General features: G+C 43.7%; 17 protein-coding genes and 1 pseudogene. 9 read left to right on the top strand and 9 right to left on the bottom strand.

All coding sequences use genetic code 11. The annotated features are described in order from the left end of the window. Window positions 1-140: 140 nt before the first annotated feature. Window positions 141-1,037, top strand: coding sequence for an ABC transporter substrate-binding protein (locus QL886_RS10145; RefSeq protein ID WP_290178622.1), 897 nt, complete (start codon window positions 141-143; stop codon window positions 1,035-1,037). A gap of 109 nt (window positions 1,038-1,146) precedes the next feature. On the opposite strand, the gene QL886_RS10140 is transcribed toward QL886_RS10145, so the two are convergent. Further along, window positions 1,147-1,839, bottom strand: a complete 693-nt coding sequence (locus QL886_RS10140) for a VWA domain-containing protein (RefSeq protein ID WP_290178675.1) — start codon at window positions 1,837-1,839, stop codon at window positions 1,147-1,149. 93 nt (window positions 1,840-1,932) lie between these two features. After that, a pseudogene (locus QL886_RS10135) lies at window positions 1,933-2,442 on the bottom strand (TerD family protein); the annotation flags it as partial. Window positions 2,443-2,567: 125 nt separating this feature from the next. Here QL886_RS10135 and QL886_RS10130 point away from each other — a divergent pair. Together QL886_RS10130 and QL886_RS10125 are read left to right on the top strand one after the other, a co-directional pair. Beyond that, window positions 2,568-3,638 carry a DUF262 domain-containing protein gene (locus QL886_RS10130; protein WP_290178621.1) on the top strand — a complete coding sequence of 357 codons (1,071 nt, stop codon included), beginning with the start codon at window positions 2,568-2,570 and terminating at the stop codon, window positions 3,636-3,638. Beyond that, window positions 3,635-4,483, top strand: coding sequence for an MAE_28990/MAE_18760 family HEPN-like nuclease (locus QL886_RS10125; protein WP_290178620.1), 849 nt, complete (start codon window positions 3,635-3,637; stop codon window positions 4,481-4,483). Before QL886_RS10130 ends, QL886_RS10125 begins: the two co-directional genes overlap by 4 nt. Window positions 4,484-4,560: 77 nt before the next feature. On the opposite strand, the gene QL886_RS10120 is transcribed toward QL886_RS10125, so the two are convergent. Beyond that, complete coding sequence (locus tag QL886_RS10120; protein ID WP_290178618.1) at window positions 4,561-7,530, bottom strand: valine--tRNA ligase; 2,970 nt, start codon at window positions 7,528-7,530, stop codon at window positions 4,561-4,563. Window positions 7,531-7,790: 260 nt separating this feature from the next. Between QL886_RS10120 and QL886_RS10115 the strand changes: the two genes are divergently transcribed. Then, the gene (locus QL886_RS10115; RefSeq protein ID WP_290178617.1) at window positions 7,791-8,933 is read left to right on the top strand and encodes a formate/nitrite transporter family protein; all 1,143 of its coding nucleotides are present in this window, start codon (window positions 7,791-7,793) and stop codon (window positions 8,931-8,933) included. 233 nt (window positions 8,934-9,166) lie between these two features. Here QL886_RS10115 and QL886_RS10110 read toward each other — a convergent pair whose 3' ends face one another. The 6 genes from QL886_RS10110 to QL886_RS10085 form a co-directional block, all read right to left on the bottom strand. Further along, window positions 9,167-10,090 (bottom strand): bile acid:sodium symporter family protein, encoded by a 924-nt coding sequence (locus QL886_RS10110; protein WP_201572737.1) that lies wholly within the window; start codon window positions 10,088-10,090, stop codon window positions 9,167-9,169. Between the two features lie 305 nt (window positions 10,091-10,395). Continuing rightward, on the bottom strand, window positions 10,396-10,902 hold the full coding sequence (locus QL886_RS10105; protein WP_290178616.1) for a heavy metal-binding domain-containing protein: 507 nt from the start codon (window positions 10,900-10,902) through the stop codon (window positions 10,396-10,398). 93 nt (window positions 10,903-10,995) lie between these two features. Next, complete coding sequence (locus QL886_RS10100) at window positions 10,996-11,427, bottom strand: YbjQ family protein (protein WP_290178615.1); 432 nt, start codon at window positions 11,425-11,427, stop codon at window positions 10,996-10,998. Window positions 11,428-11,535: 108 nt separating this feature from the next. Next, the gene (locus tag QL886_RS10095; RefSeq protein ID WP_057761653.1) at window positions 11,536-12,093 is read right to left on the bottom strand and encodes a YecA family protein; all 558 of its coding nucleotides are present in this window, start codon (window positions 12,091-12,093) and stop codon (window positions 11,536-11,538) included. Window positions 12,094-12,337: 244 nt separating this feature from the next. After that, window positions 12,338-12,574, bottom strand: coding sequence for a PA3496 family putative envelope integrity protein (locus QL886_RS10090; protein WP_057761656.1), 237 nt, complete (start codon window positions 12,572-12,574; stop codon window positions 12,338-12,340). 186 nt (window positions 12,575-12,760) lie between these two features. Then, entirely contained in the window at window positions 12,761-14,212 is a 1,452-nt protein-coding gene (locus tag QL886_RS10085; RefSeq protein ID WP_290178614.1) for a hypothetical protein, read from the bottom strand. Between the two features lie 464 nt (window positions 14,213-14,676). Between QL886_RS10085 and serB the strand changes: the two genes are divergently transcribed. The 5 genes from serB to bioB all read left to right on the top strand — a co-directional run bounded on the left by serB (window position 14,677) and on the right by bioB (window position 19,972). After that, window positions 14,677-15,867 (top strand): phosphoserine phosphatase SerB, encoded by a 1,191-nt coding sequence (serB, locus tag QL886_RS10080; protein ID WP_290178612.1) that lies wholly within the window; start codon window positions 14,677-14,679, stop codon window positions 15,865-15,867. Window positions 15,868-16,184: 317 nt separating this feature from the next. Further along, the gene (locus QL886_RS10075) at window positions 16,185-17,180 is read left to right on the top strand and encodes a DUF368 domain-containing protein (RefSeq protein ID WP_290178611.1); all 996 of its coding nucleotides are present in this window, start codon (window positions 16,185-16,187) and stop codon (window positions 17,178-17,180) included. Between the two features lie 268 nt (window positions 17,181-17,448). Beyond that, the gene (gene aciT, locus QL886_RS10070) at window positions 17,449-17,850 is read left to right on the top strand and encodes an AciT family ciprofloxacin tolerance protein (protein WP_290178610.1); all 402 of its coding nucleotides are present in this window, start codon (window positions 17,449-17,451) and stop codon (window positions 17,848-17,850) included. 206 nt (window positions 17,851-18,056) lie between these two features. After that, a complete protein-coding gene (locus QL886_RS10065) occupies window positions 18,057-18,563 on the top strand; it encodes an SCP2 sterol-binding domain-containing protein (protein WP_290178609.1) in 507 nt (168 codons plus the stop codon). 245 nt (window positions 18,564-18,808) lie between these two features. Beyond that, window positions 18,809-19,972: a biotin synthase BioB gene (gene bioB, locus QL886_RS10060; RefSeq protein ID WP_290178608.1), complete on the top strand. Its 1,164-nt coding sequence runs from the start codon at window positions 18,809-18,811 to the stop codon at window positions 19,970-19,972. Window positions 19,973-20,003: the final 31 nt, after the last annotated feature.

Here is a 20,003-nt window from a genome sequence, read left to right as displayed (position 1 = left end):
ACGTACTGGTGATGATAACCATATCAAACGCCGAGTATCTGACAGTTAGCATCGAGACCTCACTTTTCTTATTTGGCCTTTCTTGTTTTACTTTAATAGTATCAGTCTGATTGTTTTCTATACTTAAAAAGGAAACAACCATGCAGCCGACTACCAAACTTACTCTGACCCTCGAATGGTTTTTAAACCCTGATCATCTGCCCTTTATCGCTGGTATGATGACAGGCGCATATGAGCAGGCAGGGCTTGATATCACCATTATCGAGCCAGATGACCATTATGATGGTTTTGCGGAATTACAGAACCAAAGTATCGATCTGCATGTCAATGAGCCTATCCATCTGTTTGAGCATTACGCGCCCAAACTGCGGGCGCTGGGCTGCTTTTTTGAGACCGATGGCGGTATATTGATGCAACGCGCTAGCATGGATAAGCTCAAAAACAATCAGCCTATTCGCATCTGCACCCCTGCCGCTGAAGAAAAGACCAATCGTATTGGCTTTGAGATATTGGCGCGCTATGCCAAGAAAAACGGCTTTAGTATCAGCCGTGATAATGTGACCTTTGTGCAAAAAGACTTTTATCATATAAAAAACTTGCAAGAAGACCCAAGCCTAGATGGTGCATGGTTATGCTTTTATAACTTTGAAGGCGTTGAGGCGACCCATGAAGGGCTAGACTTCGAGTTTATCGATCAGCACCTGTCACCTTATCCGAACTTTTCAGCGTTAGAGGTTCTGACGACGGATGAGATCTATAGCGCGAAAAGGGACGCGATAGATACCTTTATCCAAGTGACCAATCAAATGACGGAACTGTGTAAAAACGAGCCAGCCACAGCCCACCGTATGTATTACGACTATAGTAAAACCGAAGCAGATACACTGATGGATGCGATTATTGATAATACGTTAGGTAGATTGATCACGCCGATTAAGCCTGATGCAAATAAATGGGAAGAACTGCGTGAGATGTTAGCCGAGATCGATATCGTGACCTTGACTGATGAGCAGTATCAATCGCTGTGGGCGCTATAGATATTTTAGCAGTTAAGATATTTTGAATAGTAAAAAACCGCCATGGCGTTTGCTGTGGCGGTTTTTTATTTAGCTGTAATCGAATAATGAGGTTAGCGCAGTCATACTTCTATAGTGGAGTGACTATACCAAGTTGCTTGGCTTCTTTTAGCCACATTGGGAACTCTTCTAGCATGTTTTCATACAACGCTTCTTCGCTGATGTCATCCAAGTCATCGAGTTCAAAAAAGTCGCAATTATCAATCACGCGCCCTGTCATGTCGTCTAGTTTTTTTAGGATGCCATAACCACGACCACCCAAGCCCACAAACTGCCAAAATATCGGCAGTTTCGCCGCTTCCGTCATGACTCTTGTGATACCGCGATTGTCATTCACCCCGCCATCACTGATAAATAGCACGTAGATAGGCACATCCAAGCCGTCCTTTTGATAAAACTCCGTCACGGCTTTCATGACTTCGGCTTCATTGTTGATGCGTGGGCCGAGTGTCCATTTGCGCCAGCCGCCATGAGCGTTGTTAATAAAACCGTCATAGTTGCTCAGCCCAATCTCGCCCAAATACTGCGGATCTCGGGCAAACGCCCAGCAGTCTAGCGCTTGGTCGTCATCGAAGTTCACTGCCAATGGCAATATGCGGTTGACTACCTCTTGCACGCGGCCTTTTTTGTACTGTCTATTTATTGAGCCTGAGGCATCTAACACCAATGCGACCTTTGCGGTTAATTGCTGCAATTGGCGCTTCTCAAGTGATATGGTGGCTTTTTTCGCCAGATTGACCAGTTTTGGCGCTTTGTCTAGCATCACTTTTTCGAGCGATGGTTTTGCTTGAACTGGCGCTACGGTCTCTTCTACTGTAGAGCTACTCTCTTCTACATCGCCACCGAAATGCTGGACGATAGCGGCAAGTCCGCCATTAAAGCCTTGCGCGACGTTAGATACTCGCCAAACGCCACCCTTACGATACAGCTGCATCAACATACTGGCTTGCTGCTGGGCAAAGTCTGCTGCTTAATATTCTGCCTGCGCTTTTTGCGACTGCTGCCAAATGCCAATCTCTAACGATTGAATTTGATTCAGCGGCGTGTCGGCTGATAACACAAAAAACAAGCTGTCTATATTATCTGCCAGTTTGGATAAATTCACTTCAAACTCAGCTTGTATGCTGCTAGAAGATGATGGCTGCGACTCGTAATGGGTGAGCTTGATTTGCCCGCACGGTGAGGTTGGCTGATTATAAAACATCATGTAATCATCATTGATCAGTTTGCCCGCTGCGTCTAAGGCAAAGCAGCTGATGTCCATCTCTATTGGGCTTTGGCGAGTGAACTTGAGCGTGATGGGTGCAGTATCGTCAATGGCAAGATTGCTTAAAGGCGCGCGTTGTCCGACGGTGAGATGGTTCATGGTGTTCCTCAGTACAATTAATATTATTTTGTTAAATTAGAATTTTGTTTTCGCTTATTACATTGAAGATGTTATTTGCTACTATGTTCATAGTAGCAGACAGAATTTAATACTAGGTAAACATCATGCTTGCAGACAACTTAAAAGACATACAAAACAAAGCCAAAGAGCGAACAGTGAAAACTCAGAATATCGAGTATGACTTAGAGACGCTTGTAAAAAAAATAAACAAGGGAATCATAAAACTAAACCCAGAATATCAAAGGAATCATAGGTGGGAGAATAGTACTTCTTCTAAACTAATTGAAAGTCTTATTCTAAACATCCCAGTTCCATTAATTTATATCTCACAAGACGTTGATGTAGACGATGAAGTGGACGAAGGAATAGCTCGCTACTCAGTCATAGATGGTCAACAAAGATTAACTGCTATACATAAATTTCTGACGAACGATCTTATTTTGGAAGGATTGGAGGTTCTTGAAGAGCTTAATGGGTTGAAGCACAATCAACTTCCCTCTTTCCTAATAAGACGACTTGAAGAGAGAACTATTCGCTGCTTGCGCATCGACTCAACTATAGACAATCAAGTAAAATATGACATCTTCGAACGTCTCAATTCTGGATCTGTAAAATTAGAACCACAAGAACTTAGAAATGCTACTTGTAGAGGCCCGTTTAAAAAATTGATAAAAGAGTTAGCTAAGAATCATTTGTTCATCTCAGCAACAAAACTCACTGATAAAAAAATCGATAAAATGGAAGATGAAGAGCTAGTATTGAGATATTTTGCTCTCTCTTATAAGGATGGGTACAAGCAATACAAGAGTTCTTTCAAAAACTTCCTTACTAGAAAAATGACAGAGTTCAACGAGCTTAGTTTGGACGAACTATCTATACTAAAGAAAAATTTTATAAACACTTTTCAAATAATTGAAAATTCAGATATTGAATTACCCTTTACTAAATACAGAAGTAAGGATGGTCAGCTCGAATGGATGTCTAATTTTAATGTAGCAGTTTATGATTCTTTAGTTGTACCACTATCTAAGATGCCACCTTCAACCATTTTGAATATAGATACTTTCCGAACCTTATTTCATGACACTGACTACTTTAAAACTGTAGAAGGTAGTACAAATGATGCCTCGAAAGTACATACTAGAATTGATAAGTCTATTGAGACTCTTCTATGAGTCAGAATTACCTTAATCTATTAATAAACGAACTAGAGAGTAGATGGGACGAGATCACTACACTACTCAAGGCAGCTGAAGATCATAAAGAGACAAATGTTGCTCTGCATGATGCTATCTGTAGATCAGTTACTGTACTTATGGTTGCTAACTTAGAAGGTTTCTATAAGGATTTAATTAGGAATACGATAGATGATTTAAACGATAATTATAGATTTAATGAACTCAGCGAAGCTATTCAAAGGCACTATTGCTCGAAATTTCTAGATAGTCAATCTACTGATAAGGCTAGAAATACACTGACTAATATTCTAATAGAAGAGTTTAAAGTACTTAACTCCAATATAAACTTCAAACCTTTCTTATACAGTAAAAACAATAACCCTAAACCTCAAGTTATTGAAATGTTATTCAATAACTTGGGTATAAATATAGTATTTCAGATTTTGAAGTCCTCTCGCTATGAACTAGTTTTTTCAGAGGGAAATAGTTATCTAGAAGATAAGATCTCGGAGTATACTCATGAGTTACATAACTGTAGCTTAAATTTTCCTTATCAATATACAAGCAAATCTTTCAATATATTAACCAATACATCTAAACAGCGTAAAGAAAGAACTTTGTGGGAAGAGTTTTTAGATCAGTTGAATAAGCGTAGACATGAAGTAGCACATGGAAACGACTTGCGAAATATAGACTCAGTTGAACATCTCACGTTTCAAAAAAATAAAATTATCTTCTTACAACTAGCATTAATACACATCATAATAGAAGAATTTGGTACGTATACTGCGATATATCGTCCACGCTCGATATCTCTAGTAAGCATATTAGTTCCAAACTAATATATCTAAAATATTAGATGGGGAAAATAAAAAGCCACCTAATTAGGTGGCTTTCCAATCTCAATACTAGTTAAAATCTACAACGCTTTCAACTGCTCCATCTGCGCAGTCATCGCCGTCAACTGCCCTTCTAACTCAGCCAATTTCGCCTTCTCAGCATCGACCACTTCCACAGGTGCTTTACTGACGAAGCCTTCATTGCCTAGCTTACGCGCGATACCGTCGGCTTGCTTTTGTAGTTTTTCATGCGCTTTGCCTAGACGTGCTAGCTCAGCCGTAGGATCAATCAGACCTTTCATCGGTACGAGTACCCGTAGCTGACCGACCATACTTGATGACGATAGTGGCACTTCATCGCCTTCTTTGACGATCTCTAAGCTCTCGACTTTGGCAAGCGCTTTGAACTGGTTTTTGATACGTGATAGACGCGCTTCTTCGTCGCTAGAGACGTTTTGTAGTAGCACTGGCAGACGTACCGCGTTACCCAGTTTCATCTCACCACGGATGTTACGGACGCTCGCGATTAGCTCTTGTAGCCACGCCATATCCGCTTCAGTCTGCTCACTGATTTGGCTGGCATCGGTCTGTGGATAGTCAGCGACCACGATGCTGTCGGTGTTTTTGCGACCCAGTAGCGGCGCGATGGTCTGCCAGATTTGCTCAGTCAGATACGGCATGATTGGATGGGTGAAACGTAGTGCTGTCTCTAGCACGTGCAGTAGTACATAGCGGATTTGCGCTTTGCGCTCGTCAGATACCGAGTCATCATTTAGGCTGGCTTTGGCAAGCTCAACGTACCAATCACAGTACTCATTCCAGATAAACTCATAGATATCTTGGCTGACCATATCAAGACGATACTGAGCGAAATGTTGATGGATATCAGTAATGCTAGAGTTCAGGCGACTCATGATCCATTTTTCTGGTAACTCCCAAACGTCAGGATTCGCCGTTTGGTCGATAGGCTTGGCACTGCCCTCACCATCGACACAGTTCATGAGGACAAAACGGCTGGCGTTCCAGATTTTATTGCAGAAGTTACGATAGCCCTCGACACGCTTTAGATCAAAGTTAATATCGCGACCCGTGCTGGCTAATGAGGTAAAGGTAAAGCGCAGCGCATCCGTACCATACGCTGGAATGCCTTCTGGGAACTCTTTACGCGTTTGCTTTTCGATTTTGGCCGCGTCTTTTGGATTCATCATATTGCTGGTGCGTTTTTCGACCAACGCTTCTAGCTCAATACCGTCGATGAGATCAATCGGATCTAAGACGTTACCTTTTGATTTTGACATTTTTTGACCGTTGCCATCACGTACCAGACCATGCACATAGACGGTCTTAAACGGTACTTGCGGCGTGCCGTCTTCGTTTTTCACGAAGTGCATGGTCATCATGATCATGCGAGCAACCCAAAAGAAAATAATGTCAAAACCTGTCACGAGCACGCTGGTTGGATGAAAGGTGTCCATCACGCGTGGATCGGCGTTGACGTCTGCCCAGTCAAGTGTACTAAATGTCCATAGACCAGAGCTGAACCACGTATCGAGCACATCATCATCTTGGCGCAGTTTGACATCGTCGCTTAGGTTGTATTTGCTACGCACTTCCGCTTCGTCACGGGCGACATAGATTTCACCTGTCGCATCGTCATACCATGCAGGGATACGATGACCCCACCAGAGCTGACGGCTGATACACCAGTCTTGTAGATCGGTCATCCACGCCATATACATGTTTTTGTACTGTGCAGGGACGAACTCAATGCTGCCGTCTTCTACTGCGTCAATCGCAGGCTTGGCAAGCTCTTTAACCGCGACATACCACTGATCGGTCAACCACGGCTCAACGATCGTGCCGCCACGCTCAGCACGCGGAGCTTTAAGTGCGTAGTCTTCGATATCTTCTAGCCAGCCCTGCTCGCCTGCTTGCTCTACGAGGAATTTACGCGCGGCAAAACGCTCAAGTCCTGCATACTCGCTAGGCGTGGTCTCTAACTCCGGCTCACGCGTTTGCAAGTCAGGATAGACTTCCATCGCTGGTAAGATATTGGCGCGCTCATCGAGGATGTTGATCAGCGGCAAGCTATGGCGACGACCCAATTCATAATCGTTAAAATCATGCGCTGGGGTGATTTTGACACAACCTGTCCCAAAGTCTTTTTCAACATAATCATCAGCGACGATAGGCACGACACGACCCGTGATTGGCAAAGTAATGGTTTTTCCGACTAAATGTGCATAACGCTCATCGCTAGGATTGACCGCAACAGCGGTATCACCAAGGAGCGTTTCAGGACGCGTAGTTGCTACGACCAGATATTTTTTACCATCTTGAGTCGTTAAGTCTTTATCTGTGAAATGGTAGCGGAAATGCCACAAGCTACCTTTTTCGTCGTGGTTTTCTACTTCTAAATCAGACAATGCAGTTTGGAACTTAGGATCCCAGTTGACCAAACGCTTACCACGATAAATCAAACCATCGTCAAACAGGCGTACGAACACTTCTTTTACTGCATTGGACAGTCCATCATCCATGGTAAAGCGCTCACGCGACCAGTCAACCGAGCTGCCCAAACGGCGAATCTGGCTGGTGATATTGCCACCTGACTCTTCTTTCCATTCCCATACTTTATCGATGAAATCTGCACGCGTCATATCACGGCGCTTGATACCTTGCGCTTCCAGACGACGCTCAACGACCATCTGAGTGGCGATACCCGCATGATCCGTACCTGGTTGCCACAACGTATTGTCGCCATCCATACGGTGATAACGGGTGAGCGCATCCATAATAGCGTTGTTAAAACCGTGACCCATGTGTAGCGAGCCCGTGACGTTCGGCGGTGGTAGCGCAATAGAAAACGATTCGTCTTTGTCAAAAGTCGGCTGAAAATAGCCGCTTTCTTCCCAGCCTTGATACATACCTGCTTCGACTTCCGCAGGGTTATAGGCGCTCTCTAATTGGCTTAGCGCCGCTTGGATCGACTGGGTCAGATTGGTTTTCGCATTGCTATCAATGCTGGTATCGGTATTAGGATTGCTCATAATAGGGTGATCTTATTGTTGATAATGAATGTGGTCAAAATGAGATAGCGTAAAACGCTATAAAAACAGGAAAAATAGTTGATAGTGTGATTTTAACGCAGATAGGCAGATTTTGTTAGATGGTAAGACAATTTATAAAGCCTGAAGGCGATTTATTACCCAAATTGTTAATCAATTAACAACAGCAATCAGAAGAATGAGAAATATAATAGAGATTACTTATGCAGCAAAATCATTAGCCTATAACCAGCGAGCCAACCGTGTCCCAAGATACCGAGCATGACCATGATTCTCAGGCTAATCGACCAAACGATGAGCGTACAAATGCGAGTACCACTACTCCTGTGCCTGAAGATGGCGATACACCAAAAGAAAGCGGCAGCCCTTCTAAAGACATTGAGGTAGATAATGACGCAGACGACACTACAGACAGTCATGCAAACGAAACTTCAGATGGCGACGTAGACGAACCTATCAAAGCCACCGAAGACTTAGAAAATGATGACTTGCCAGAAGAAATCAGCGACGAAGACAAAGAAACCATCAAAAAGGTCGCCAGTGACGACAATTTAAGCCAAGCGAAAAGCTACGCCAGTATTTTAGTCGAGCAAGTTATCCACGCAAAAGAAACCTTTGAGCGTTCACTTGGCTCGTTATTTACCAGTGCTTTTACGGCTGGGCTAGAGATTGGCATCAGCTTTTTTATGATTTTATCAGCGTTTGCCTTGCTCAATGACGTGATACCAAGTCGCTATGCCATGGTGCTGTCGTCACTGCTGTATCCAATCGGCTTTATTATCGTGGTGATTGGTCAATCGTTATTATTTACGGAGCAGACTTCCCTCTTGAGCCTGCCTGTCTTAAATAAAATTGAACCGCTGCACAAACTTCTGCGGCTATGGGGCATCGTCATCGCTGGTAATATCGTTGGCGGCTGTATCTTTGCAGCATTAATGATTGGTTTAGGACTGCATATGCATCTGTTTACAGACCATGCTATCGATGTCTATGCCGAGCATATCTTAGGTTTTGAGTGGTGGGTTATCTTTGGCAGCGCCGTGCTGGCAGGTTGGATGATGGGCGTGGCCGCATGGCTAGTGACCTCTGCACGAGATACACTTAGCCGTATCGTACTGGTGACGCTTATCACTGGTAGTATTGGGTTTTTAGGCTTGCATCATAGTATCGTGGGCAATATCGAGGTATTTTCAGCATTACTATATGGCAATACCGTCAGTCTTTGGCGCTACTTGGTATTTTTAGTCGTGGTACTAGTGGGCAATACGGTTGGCGGCGTGGTGTTCGTCGCGGTGCTTAAAAACCGTACGTTCTTATTTGAAATTGAAAAAGTCAAAGAGCAAGCTGCTGAGGCAAGAGCGAAAATGGACAGACGAAGATTCTAAGTTTGAGCTAAACTGACTTGAGCTAAACTGACTTGAGATAAAACTGGTTTGAGCTAAACTGATTTGAGCTAAACTGATTTGAGCTAAAACGAGCGTTAAACGCAAAAGCCCATAACCTGCTTCATTATACGAAGCGGATTATGGGCTTTTTTTATTTCACTATACACTGTTGATTTTTGCCAAGTACTGTCTCAACTGCGCAACAATGTATTACTACAATTATCCTAAATCTCTTACATTCTACGTGCTGCCAATACGCTGTTTTCTATCTCGGTTCTTTTGGCTTTATTGTGCTGGGCAGTAAATACTCTGACCATGATACCAGCGGTCAAGAACATGATTAGCGTATAAATGGCTGGCGTCATCGACATCTTATAGTTAGCCAATAGCGTCAGTGCCATAAACATTGAAAGCGTACTGTTTTGTAGGCCGACTTCCATAGTAATCGAGCGTCTTTGCGCAGGATTTAGACCGAACCATTTACTGGTGTAATAGCCAAGCGCCATCGTCGATACGTTCAGTATCAATGCCACAGGGCCAGTAGCGATTAACGCTTCAACGATAATGTCTCGTTGCACATAGCTTAAGAAAAGTACCAAGAAGCTCAAAAATATCACGCCAAAACGAGACACCATCACTTGTCCCTTATCTGCCGCGTTAGGCGCGTAGCGTTTGATCAACATACCAATACTGACGGGTAAGATAGTCAGAGCAATTAGGCTGACCATGGTCTTGACCACTGGCAACTGAAACTCACTACCCGCACCCATGAAGTATACGAGCGAAAAACTGAGGACGATAGGGATGGTAAATACGGTAATGACACTGGCAATAGCGGTCATGGTGACCGAAAGAGCGACGTCACCTTTGGCTAAATAGGTAAATAGATTCGATGTCGTGCCACCAGGACACAGTACCAGCAACATAACCCCAACGGCATACTCTGGCTCGAGAGACATGGTGGTTGCCAAAGCAAAACCTACCAACGGTAAGAATATTAGCTGATTGGTCAAGCCTATGGCGACTGCTTTAGGGTATTTGACGACTCTCTTAAAATCATTGGTAACTAAGGACAATCCCATTCCCATCATAATCAAAAAGATACTAATGGGAATGACTTTTGCATTTATAAACGTGACTAACTCAACACCTTCCATAACTACATCCTTGTAGATAGAGCCCTTACACGGGCAGGTTTATGACAACCTCGTCATGCTCAATCAGCCAATCCTGCTGATATCTTGGGTAAAAGCCACCGACGTTGTCAGCTCTTTATATGACACTTTCCATACAGTCGTGTTTTTTAAACCGACAATTTTTGGTAAAACTGGTTACTACGAACCGAAATAATAACGGAACGGCAAAATTCAGTATATCGTTGTAAAAGTGTATGGTTTTGATTTTTCTGACTACTCGTCAGTCAATTATAGGTTTTTACACTTGATAAAAAAGTAGAAATGATTTAAGCGGAGGTTTTGTGATTTACAGCAGATGTAGAGTGAATATAGTCGATACTGATAACAGCTGTACCGTAGGCGATGGCTTCGACCATACTGCCTAATTGGTTGACATTGGTTACCTCAAGACGTAACCCGTAGATATGCGTGTAGCCTTTGGCTTTTGCCTCAGTCCGCATACGAACAATGGCCTCGCGGCGGGCACGATCTAGCAAAGTCTCATAGGTGGTTAAGTTTTTGCCAAAGACACTTAATACGCGAGCGATGATCATTTTGAAGTAGTCTTGAGCGATGACGACACTACCAAGTACCAGCTCGCCTTCACTACCCGCTGCTAACTTGGGACGGTATAGACGTTCGCTTGAGACAGTAATATCGCCCAATGCTTGCTCTGCTACTGTTAGCTGTGCCAAATGCTGACGCTCATGGCGTGACCCAAAGAACCAGCCAGCAGCGAATAAGAAGACAAACGGCCCATAATTGATGAGCACTTGCGTGAGTGAATCATTCATAGCACGTTTCTCATCATAAAAAGCATCGGTGCTTTTAGCATTATAGGATTTGGTATTGTAGTTTTCAGTATTGTAGCTTTTAGTATTATAGGACTAACCAAAAGGATTGAAGCGCGGTAAATCATCGGGTGCGACTTGGGTCTGAGTATTCGTATTTTGATTAGAATGATCGCTTGGCGGGTTTTGATACTGCTGCTGTGATATCGGCGCGACCTTGACCGCCGTACCATAAACAAACAGCTCTGAGGCGCCTTGGGCAATACTAGAAGTCGAAAAACGCAGACCGACCACCGCATCAGCACCGAGCGCCTCTGCTTTGACAATCATACGATCGATTGCTTCTTGACGTGACTCTTCTAATAGCTCGGTATAAGCCGTCAGCTCACCGCCAACGATGTTTTTTAAACCAGCGAACAGATCCTTGCCCACGTGCTTTGAACGCACGGTACTACCGTACACCACGTCTAGGCGTTCAGTAATTTGATAGTTAGGTAAGTGTTCAAGGTTAGAGAGTTGCACAGTCATAGGATGACCTTATCGGTGACTTATAAAATACATGGTAAACCAAAGCGCTGCGATACAGCATAGATAAGACAAAAACAGCACTGCTAGCAGCGCTGTTTTTTAGCAATATTAATCGTTGGTATGAAACAATAAAAACAGCTCAGTCAAATTGCCTTCGATGCTATTGGCCATCTGTACCATTTTGTCTTCGTCTTTACGCATCTCAGACAGCTCTGGATCTTCATCATCGATACCGCTTAGTACGATCATTGGCAAGGTCAATACCGCGACGTCTTCTGCCGTTTCTTGATCTTCGAACCAATCGCTTGCTTCGTCACCATACATGGCATCGACAAAACCGATTGACCAAGCAACGATGTCTGACTCGTCAGAGAAATCAACCGCCACTTCTTCGTTGCCAGCATCTTCACCAAATGGTAATTCAATAGGCGTCTCGTTTTTTAGCTCAGCCATAATCGAATCGCGCCAGCGCTTAATACCGTCGATGACGTTTTCTGGAATCTCACTTACGTGACCTTCGAACAGGGCATCCATCCAGTTAGGCAATGGACGACCGATGACTGTCGCTGTCAAAAAACCATGCGCTGCGACACTATCTAGCACGAACTGGCTTTCTTGATTGTCCAAATAGTCCAGTAATTCATCAAAACTTAGTTGGTTACTCATAATTTGGTATTCCTTAAAAGATAGATGTCGTCAATCACAATGAGCGATCGGTTAAATGACAGATGGCGGGTAATTTGAGGGTAAAGACTGCTCAACTCATTCAAGCTAAGCAACCTCTATCAGGTAAGTAGTATGGAACATAACTGGATGCGAGCGAGCAGAAAAAACACCAAACAGCAGGCAACCCAGTTAACGGTTCATCATTAAAGCACTTTAGTCCGCTTAAAAGACTGACGACGATAAATTAAAAATCGTCATCATCCCAATCATCGCCATCTTCATCGAAGTTGTCTATATCGTCTAGATCGTCTTTTAACTCTTTAGCCAAACGCTTTTCTTCTAGCAAGTTATCGATTAGCCGACGTTTTTCAAGACTACTTAAACGTGTACGTACGCTCGTCTCAGCTTCTTCAACCATCTTTGCATCATCATCGTCGACAAAATCATCATCAAAATCGTCGTCAATATCAGCGTCACTCATGACAAACTCCTATCATTTTTAGGCAAGGGTATTAAGAATACATCAATATATATATGCCTTATAAAGTCTCTATTGAATGTTGTCAATCCTTTTTCGCAATATGGTACATTTCAACTCTACGATTAAGATAGTCCAGTAGGCTATATAACAGACAATTGTAATATAAATGACCAAATACAGTCGGCATTAAATGTGTAGCTCATCTTCATCTTCAATCATTAGAACTGCGTTGCGCACATCAGCCAAACGCTGAATCAATGAGTCGTTAGCCCCATCAAATATCGCACACTCACGCTCATAGACAGTGGTTGGGCGCATGATATTATGTACTTGTACATGATTGCTGATTTGCTTGAGGCCGGCATTTGGCAATAATATTAATAGCTGCTCTTTTTTGCCGATACTCTGGAGCAAATGGGTCATTGGCTCCGATTGCGCGTCATCACTCACGCCCGCTTTCGCTGGCAAAGCAAAGCGCGACAGCTCAATGTGCTTGTCGTGGATAATTTTGTTGAGCATTAAATATAGCTTGGCAAGCATTACGCCTGCGAGTGCCACTTTTGCATGGCTATTATCAGCCTTTAGTACCACACTTGCGCCATTATCTTCGAAATGCGCTTCATTCATCGCACTCACACCCAACAGCAATGGCTGTCTTAGTAGCTCAGTCACGGCTTGATTGAGCAGCTGAGTGCAGAGTGCTAAATACGGAAGACGCTGCGCAGGTGCAAGGCGTTCAAGCATATTGAACTCATCATGGAATACAATTTGAACTTTGACGCTATCAACGGACCGTGTGGCAGACAGTTTAGACGTATGACTGGCAGCTTGAGAAGCAACACCGTCTGTATCCGCTATTTCGCTACCTTCACCTGCACTCACTAGATTGTCAGTATCGTTACCTGTCTCTTGGTTTTGCTGGGTTCTAAGATACTCGTTCACTTCATTATGTACATTAAACTTGCGGGCATTAGTCACTTCGTCATCTATAGCATTATCCGTATTATCAGTCGCTACTTGACTGTCTGCTAAATGAGACGCTGATTGACCCGTTGACTGGCGCTCAAGTTCACGGTCATAGCCGCGTTGATCGACTGGTCTATATTGGTCGCGATACAGCTCTTGGATATCTCGACTTAATGCATTGATTTGCTCTTTGGTCGGACGAGCGAGGTAACCATAAATCAACCACAGTAGTAAATGTAGCAGCATAGTACCAATAACAAACGGCCATTGCATGGCGATAATCTCGCCTTTGCTGACGTCTTTTAGGGTCAGCGCAACGCTACCGATAACTGCATCGCCATTGGTGGCGATTTGACGAATAGTGTCACCTTGCTGCATCGGCGCATTGCCTACTGGCACCAAGATATCATCGTTGTTGTCTTTAATCAGTATCCGTGTGACGTCTTGCTCGCTGGTATAGCGGTTGGCAATAACGCTTAAACTCACACGGTCTTTATTTTCTAAAGACAACCTTGCTTCATCAATCAGCTGGGCGACCATCTGCTCGCCTTTTAACGCACGACTATTGCTCAGCTGTTGGTCAGTACTAATGACCAATAACAGCGTCTGCAAACAAAAACTAACCAGAAGAATAATGGCAAACAACCCTTGCCGCGGCGCTAAATACGTCATGATATGTTAAACTTTTTTGGAGAGAAGAAATTAAAAAACGAGTCTATTGCTCATTTTTTGGCTAATTTTTAAACAATTGTGATGCGCACCAATTTTAGTGCGCACGTAGTGATAAAGCAGTACTGATTATTAACGACTATCGACACCATCAATATCGTTGCCAGCTTCGCTATCTTTTGCCTTGCTATCTTTTGCCTTGCTATCTTTTGCGAAGGCGTCGTCAATAAGAAAGCACCGTCGATAAACAGCCAGCTTATCTCATCTACTATATCACCATAATAAGCCTTATAGCGTGAGCGCTTTATAAATTTATCATAATAACTTTATTGCATTTTCTATGGCTTCTTACGCCATAAAATCTGTTTTTTAGCATCATTGTTACTTTGCGCGTCATCTATAGGCGCTGCCCAGTAAAACTGTTATTATTCCTAATCTTATATGAGCATACAAGGGACAATTGAGCCATGCCAAAAAATACATCTTATTCGTTACCAAAAGACAGCAAAGCATGGCAACAAGCCGTTGATTCTATTGCGGCATTATTACCCGAAAATACCAATTTGCAAGACTTTGATGCGCTACAGTCGCTACCTGTTTTTGCGCTCATCGTAGTACTGCCGACTCAGGTATCCGCGTTAGATATTCATCAATACGTTCAGTCGTGGGTCGACGAACAGCCAAGTTGGCATCTAGTGACCGTTGCCGAAGATACTGATGCTAGCTTCGTCAATATCACGGTATCTGATACAGAGCCCACAGCAGCGGACGCACAGCGCCTACCCTTTACCCATACTCAGGTCTACCGTTATCTGTTAGTGCCAGTCACTGACACACTAATGCATCCTGGCAAAAAAACAGCAGCCGCTCACATCATTGATGATCAGCTGACCACTCGCTTGCGTCATGACCTAACTGAAGAATATAACAATACACGCAGTGCAGATAGCACAGGCAACATAAACGTCGTGGACTGTCATATCTTATCTGTCGGTCATATGCTACGGACACACAAGCTTGCCTGCTTTGATATGGATTCAACCTTGATTGAGCAAGAAGTCATCGTAGAGCTAGCAAAAACGGCTGGGATTGGTGAAGAAGTTGAAGCCATCACTGAAGCAGCAATGCGCGGTGAAATTGATTTTGATGAATCGTTTGCTCAGCGTGTGGCCTTGCTAAAAGGTACTTCTACTGATGTGCTGGATGATATCTGTAGTCGTCTAACGTTATCGACTGGTGCGCGTACGACGATCAGTGCGCTAAAAGCATTGGGCTATCATACGGTGCTAGTATCAGGCGGCTTCACTTATTTTGCTCGTTACATCGCTGAGCAGCTGGGTATCGATGAAGTACATGCCAATGCTTTAGATATTGAAGAAGGTGAAGTTACTGGTCATGTACAGTGGCCTATTGTCAATGGTGCTAAAAAAGCTGCTATCGTTGAGCATACCGCTGAGCGCTTAGGTATTGAGATGTCACAAGTGGTCTGTGTCGGTGACGGTGCTAATGACTTACCGATGATGGCATTGGCCGATCTGGGTGTGGCCTATCATGCCAAACCAATCGTTCAAGCACGTGCTGATGCCGCTATCAACGTGACAGGGCTTGAAGGGACTCTGTACGCTCTTGGCTATCCGGCACTGGCGCCTACTGAGTAATTGCAGAACGCTTTATGCCATTCAATAAGCTAGGTTAATGTTTTGTCATTAATCTGGCTTTTATGCTTTAGGGCGCGGCTTAGACAAGAAAAATAGCGTAGATAGTACCGATATATTAACTAGCTATTTGACGATGTCTGACAAGATTTATCCATTTTTAGTTCAGTTAAATGACTATCAAATGAATTGAAGACATGCCTTAGTACGTGATGATAATTAATAAAATCTGCTATGCACACTGATGTTTAGCTCACGCCTGTTTTTAGCCAATGCTTACTTTCAGATAACACTTATTTTTAAATGATAAAGGAATACCCATGACGGCATCACAATCTCCACGGCCAACTCAGCCGTCAGCGCCAACACCATTAGAGCAAGATACGGTACCTGTACGTACCGATAGCCCCAAGCAGCTGGTAGGTATCTATGTCAGAGGGATGGCCATGGGAGCAGCTGATATTGTGCCTGGCGTCTCTGGCGGCACTATTGCGCTGATTGCAGGGATTTACGAGCGCTTGATTAACGCACTTGGCAGCATCGGCCCCAATCTTTGGGCGATCTTTCGACAAGAAGGTGGCATCAAAGGATTCGCGGCGATTTGGCGACAAGTAGACGCGACGTTTCTATTGTGTTTGCTACTGGGTATTGCTACTAGCTTTGCGACCTTAGCCGGTATCATTAAGCATTTATTGGACAATCAACCATTGCTTATTTGGTCGTTCTTTTTTGGACTGGTCGTCGCAACGGTGTTTATCTTACTTAGTGAAATTAAGCGCTGGAATATAGGACGTGTCGCACTGTTTGCGACTGGGCTTATTGCCGCTGTGGTCATTAGTAGTATGCCGTTACTCACGACCACGCCTAGCTTACCGTATCTGTTTTTTGCAGGGGCAATTGCTATTTGTGCCATGATCCTACCAGGGATATCAGGGTCGTTTATTTTGCTATTGCTAGGCGCTTACGATGCAGTATTAGAAGCAGTCGATACGATGAATTTGAGCGCCATTTTCACAGTCATTGCGGGTATGGCGACTGGGCTATTGCTATTCACGCGTGCACTCAAGTGGCTACTCTCACATTATTATCAGGCTACCTTGGCATTGCTGACAGGCTTTATCGCAGGCTCTCTAATAAAAGTATGGCCATGGAAAGTAGATGCGCTAGGCTCGTTAAATACTGAAGCCGTCCATAATGTCATGCCATGGCAATACCCTACTGGCGCACAGTGGTCAACGACAGTAGGACTTATGTTGCTCGGTGCTATTCTAGTTTCGTTATTATCGTGGTGGGGTAATCGCACCAACCGAGTCTAAGTATTTAGCAAACTGTCAATCCTGTTTGCTATTTTACTTTGCTAGCTAACAAACACCCTCCCGAGCAAACAAAACAATTTCCATATCGCTCAAAATAAGCGCCACTCCTTACGGCGCTTAGCCTAAAACCTAGCCATCAAATATCGCAAAACAAGCCAAAAAACCAAACGTCAACGGTTGTCGCAAAGTCGCCTGCACCCTCTTCAGCTTTACTCAATAACCTCTCATAATAGTCTTATTGGAATTCACCTTATGAATAGCGAGATGAATGATGTTAATGACTATATTTTCTTTTATCGGTGTAGAGGCATGGAGCGGCGCGGCATGGCTTGGTTATGGACTGCTAGCCAGTTTAGTAGTGGTGCTTGCCGTATCGTCATATCGTTGGCTACTGCTATATCTGTTTGGCGGGATGGCCTATTGGTTCACCGTTGAGTTGATTCAAAATATATTAGCAGGTCGCCCTATGTTGATTGAGCTATCGTCATGGCATCGCTATATCATCGCTATGGGCATCAGTTGGTTACCGTTGGCAGCTTGGGTACTGTATCGGGCATTACGCTATGATGATGTGAGTCAGACAGTTAGCCAGCAACGTGAGCTAGAAGCCGCACGCTATATCGAGCATACTCCTGTCTATGATGATAATTATCAGCCACGTTTCCGTTAAAACTGTCCTATTTATACCTCTGTTTGTCTATATCAACACCTTACTTACGTCAGTGACATCGAATGTTACAAGATACTTAACGCTCTCTACTTAACTCCTAAAGAGTTGGCACCCTATGATAGTTTATAATCCAGTTATATATTTGTCATAAAAACTGGTATAAAGTACGCTTTATTTTTATGCCTCATTTCTTTAGGAGTTCTGCTATGTTTACTGTTCCTGTATTAGATATCAAATCTGATCCATTAGATGCTTTATTGGCTGTCGTTGGCTATCGTTTGTCTATGTTAGCTGATAGCGATAACGAAGACGTCAAAGCGTTATTCGCTGATCGTCAAGTTACGATTGAATTTGCTAGTACTGAGTCTGATATCGCCCGTTTTTTTAGCTTTGACAATGGACAGTTTAGTCAACAAAGCGGTCATGCAAAAGAAGCCGATTTGACCATCACTTTTAAAGACTCTATGACTGGCGTCAGACTGCTAACCAAAGGTAGCTTGCCTGCCTTTATGACTGCTGTACAAGAAGGTAACTTGAGCATCGAAGGCGACTATAGCCTAATGATGTGGTTCAACAAACTTGCTAAGCATATCGTCCCAGCTATTCCAGAAGAGTGCAAACCATATATCCAAAAAGCCAAACCTTACGCCTATAAAGCACAGAAATTTGCTGAGCATTGGGTTGGTATTGCCAAGCACAAACTCGGTAAATAAAAAGAATGGTGCACTGAGCGGTAGTCATTGGTAGAATGGATGATATAGAACTAGATAGCCAAACGTATAGTTACTATTTATGTGCGCTACTGTGACAATTACACATACTGTCTAGCAGTGTTCTGATTTTCTAAAAAGGTTGCGGTATACTATACGGCAACCTTTTTTGTTACCTTATAAATGACAATAGATAAAAACATTGGTTTTATTTAATACCCTCTAATTCTTATAAAAGGACTTACCTTATGGCAGGATTGCTTAGCATCTCCGAACCTGACGCCACCCAGCCAACTGATGTAGCCACTCAGCCAGATACGACCAACAGTGATTTTTTGGCCAATCTAGCCACAGACGCGACTCAAACTGATAATAAAGTTGCCACCACGTATAGCCGTGAAGAAATCGCGCAACTGTTTGATTTACCTTTGATGGACTTGCTGTTACAAGCACAGACCATCCATAGAAAGCATTTTACTGCCAATGAAGTACAAATCAGCACGCTACTCTCTATCAAAACAGGCAACTGCCCTGAAGATTGTGGCTACTGCTCACAGTCAGGTCATCATCGCGACACCACCAAACTACAAGCAGAAAAGCGCATAGAAGTTGACAAAGTCATCGCAGCGGCCAAACGTGCCAAAAACAGTGGCTCATCGCGCTTCTGCATGGGTGCCGCGTGGAAACATCCAAGTGCCAAAGACATGCCTTATGTGGTTGAGCTGATTAAAGAAGTGAAAGCATTGGGACTCGAAACTTGTATGACACTGGGTATGCTCGATACCAATCAAGCAACGCAGTTGGCCGATGCAGGATTGGATTACTACAACCATAACCTAGATACTTCGCGCAGCTACTATGAACAAGTCGTCAGCACGCGTAGCTATGATGAGCGTTTAGATACAATAGAAAACGTGCGTAACTCTGGCATTAATGTCTGTAGTGGTAATATCGTTGGTATGGGTGAAAGCCGTGATGATCGCATCGATTGGGTACTTGAGCTGCTAAAAATGCCAAAAGCGCCTGAGTCAATTCCAGTCAACTTACTGGTGCCTATTGCAGGGACACCGATTGGTGACAAAGTATTGGCTGAAGGTCAGCTGTCTGTACTTGAGTGGATTCGTACTATTGCGGTCGCCCGTATTTGCTGCCCGACTAGCTACGTGCGTCTATCTGCTGGCCGCGAAAGTCTGTCAGATTCTGAGCAAGCCTTGGCATTTATGGCAGGTGCCAACTCATTCTTTTATGGTGACAAGCTTCTTACCACCGGTAATGCAAGTCAATCAGGTGACGACAGACTCATGCGTGAGCTTGGTCTAACCAAACAGTTTGCCGCACCAAGAGCGCCTAAAGTACTGCCTGTTATGGATGCGATGAATGGTCATCAAACACAAGTTGTATTGGCAGAGTAAGCCTACGCTAAAAAATACAAGCTAAGCAAGA

The organism is Psychrobacter sp. APC 3281 (assembly GCF_030407815.1).
In the GTDB taxonomy this organism is placed as follows: Bacteria; Pseudomonadota; Gammaproteobacteria; order Pseudomonadales; family Moraxellaceae; genus Psychrobacter.
Note: the sequence above shows the minus strand (reverse complement) of the source record. Positions and strands in the feature narration are given on the sequence as shown.

Excerpts from the sequence above, each read along its gene's own strand:
- QL886_RS10145 (WP_290178622.1), top strand. The coding sequence starts at position 141 with ATGCAGCCGACTACCAAACTTACTCTGACCCTCGAATGGTTTTTAAAC.
- QL886_RS10085 (WP_290178614.1), bottom strand. The coding sequence starts at position 14,212 with ATGACGTATTTAGCGCCGCGGCAAGGGTTGTTTGCCATTATTCTTCTG.
- QL886_RS10065 (WP_290178609.1), top strand. The coding sequence starts at position 18,057 with ATGTTTACTGTTCCTGTATTAGATATCAAATCTGATCCATTAGATGCT.
- QL886_RS10100 (WP_290178615.1), bottom strand. The coding sequence starts at position 11,427 with ATGACTGTGCAACTCTCTAACCTTGAACACTTACCTAACTATCAAATT.
- QL886_RS10095 (WP_057761653.1), bottom strand. The coding sequence starts at position 12,093 with ATGAGTAACCAACTAAGTTTTGATGAATTACTGGACTATTTGGACAAT.
- serB (WP_290178612.1), top strand. The coding sequence starts at position 14,677 with ATGCCAAAAAATACATCTTATTCGTTACCAAAAGACAGCAAAGCATGG.
- QL886_RS10105 (WP_290178616.1), bottom strand. The coding sequence starts at position 10,902 with ATGAATGATTCACTCACGCAAGTGCTCATCAATTATGGGCCGTTTGTC.
- aciT (WP_290178610.1), top strand. The coding sequence starts at position 17,449 with ATGATGTTAATGACTATATTTTCTTTTATCGGTGTAGAGGCATGGAGC.
- QL886_RS10130 (WP_290178621.1), top strand. The coding sequence starts at position 2,568 with ATGCTTGCAGACAACTTAAAAGACATACAAAACAAAGCCAAAGAGCGA.
- QL886_RS10125 (WP_290178620.1), top strand. The coding sequence starts at position 3,635 with ATGAGTCAGAATTACCTTAATCTATTAATAAACGAACTAGAGAGTAGA.
- bioB (WP_290178608.1), top strand. The coding sequence starts at position 18,809 with ATGGCAGGATTGCTTAGCATCTCCGAACCTGACGCCACCCAGCCAACT.
- QL886_RS10120 (WP_290178618.1), bottom strand. The coding sequence starts at position 7,530 with ATGAGCAATCCTAATACCGATACCAGCATTGATAGCAATGCGAAAACC.
- QL886_RS10140 (WP_290178675.1), bottom strand. The coding sequence starts at position 1,839 with ATGCTAGACAAAGCGCCAAAACTGGTCAATCTGGCGAAAAAAGCCACC.
- QL886_RS10075 (WP_290178611.1), top strand. The coding sequence starts at position 16,185 with ATGACGGCATCACAATCTCCACGGCCAACTCAGCCGTCAGCGCCAACA.
- QL886_RS10090 (WP_057761656.1), bottom strand. The coding sequence starts at position 12,574 with ATGAGTGACGCTGATATTGACGACGATTTTGATGATGATTTTGTCGAC.
- QL886_RS10110 (WP_201572737.1), bottom strand. The coding sequence starts at position 10,090 with ATGGAAGGTGTTGAGTTAGTCACGTTTATAAATGCAAAAGTCATTCCC.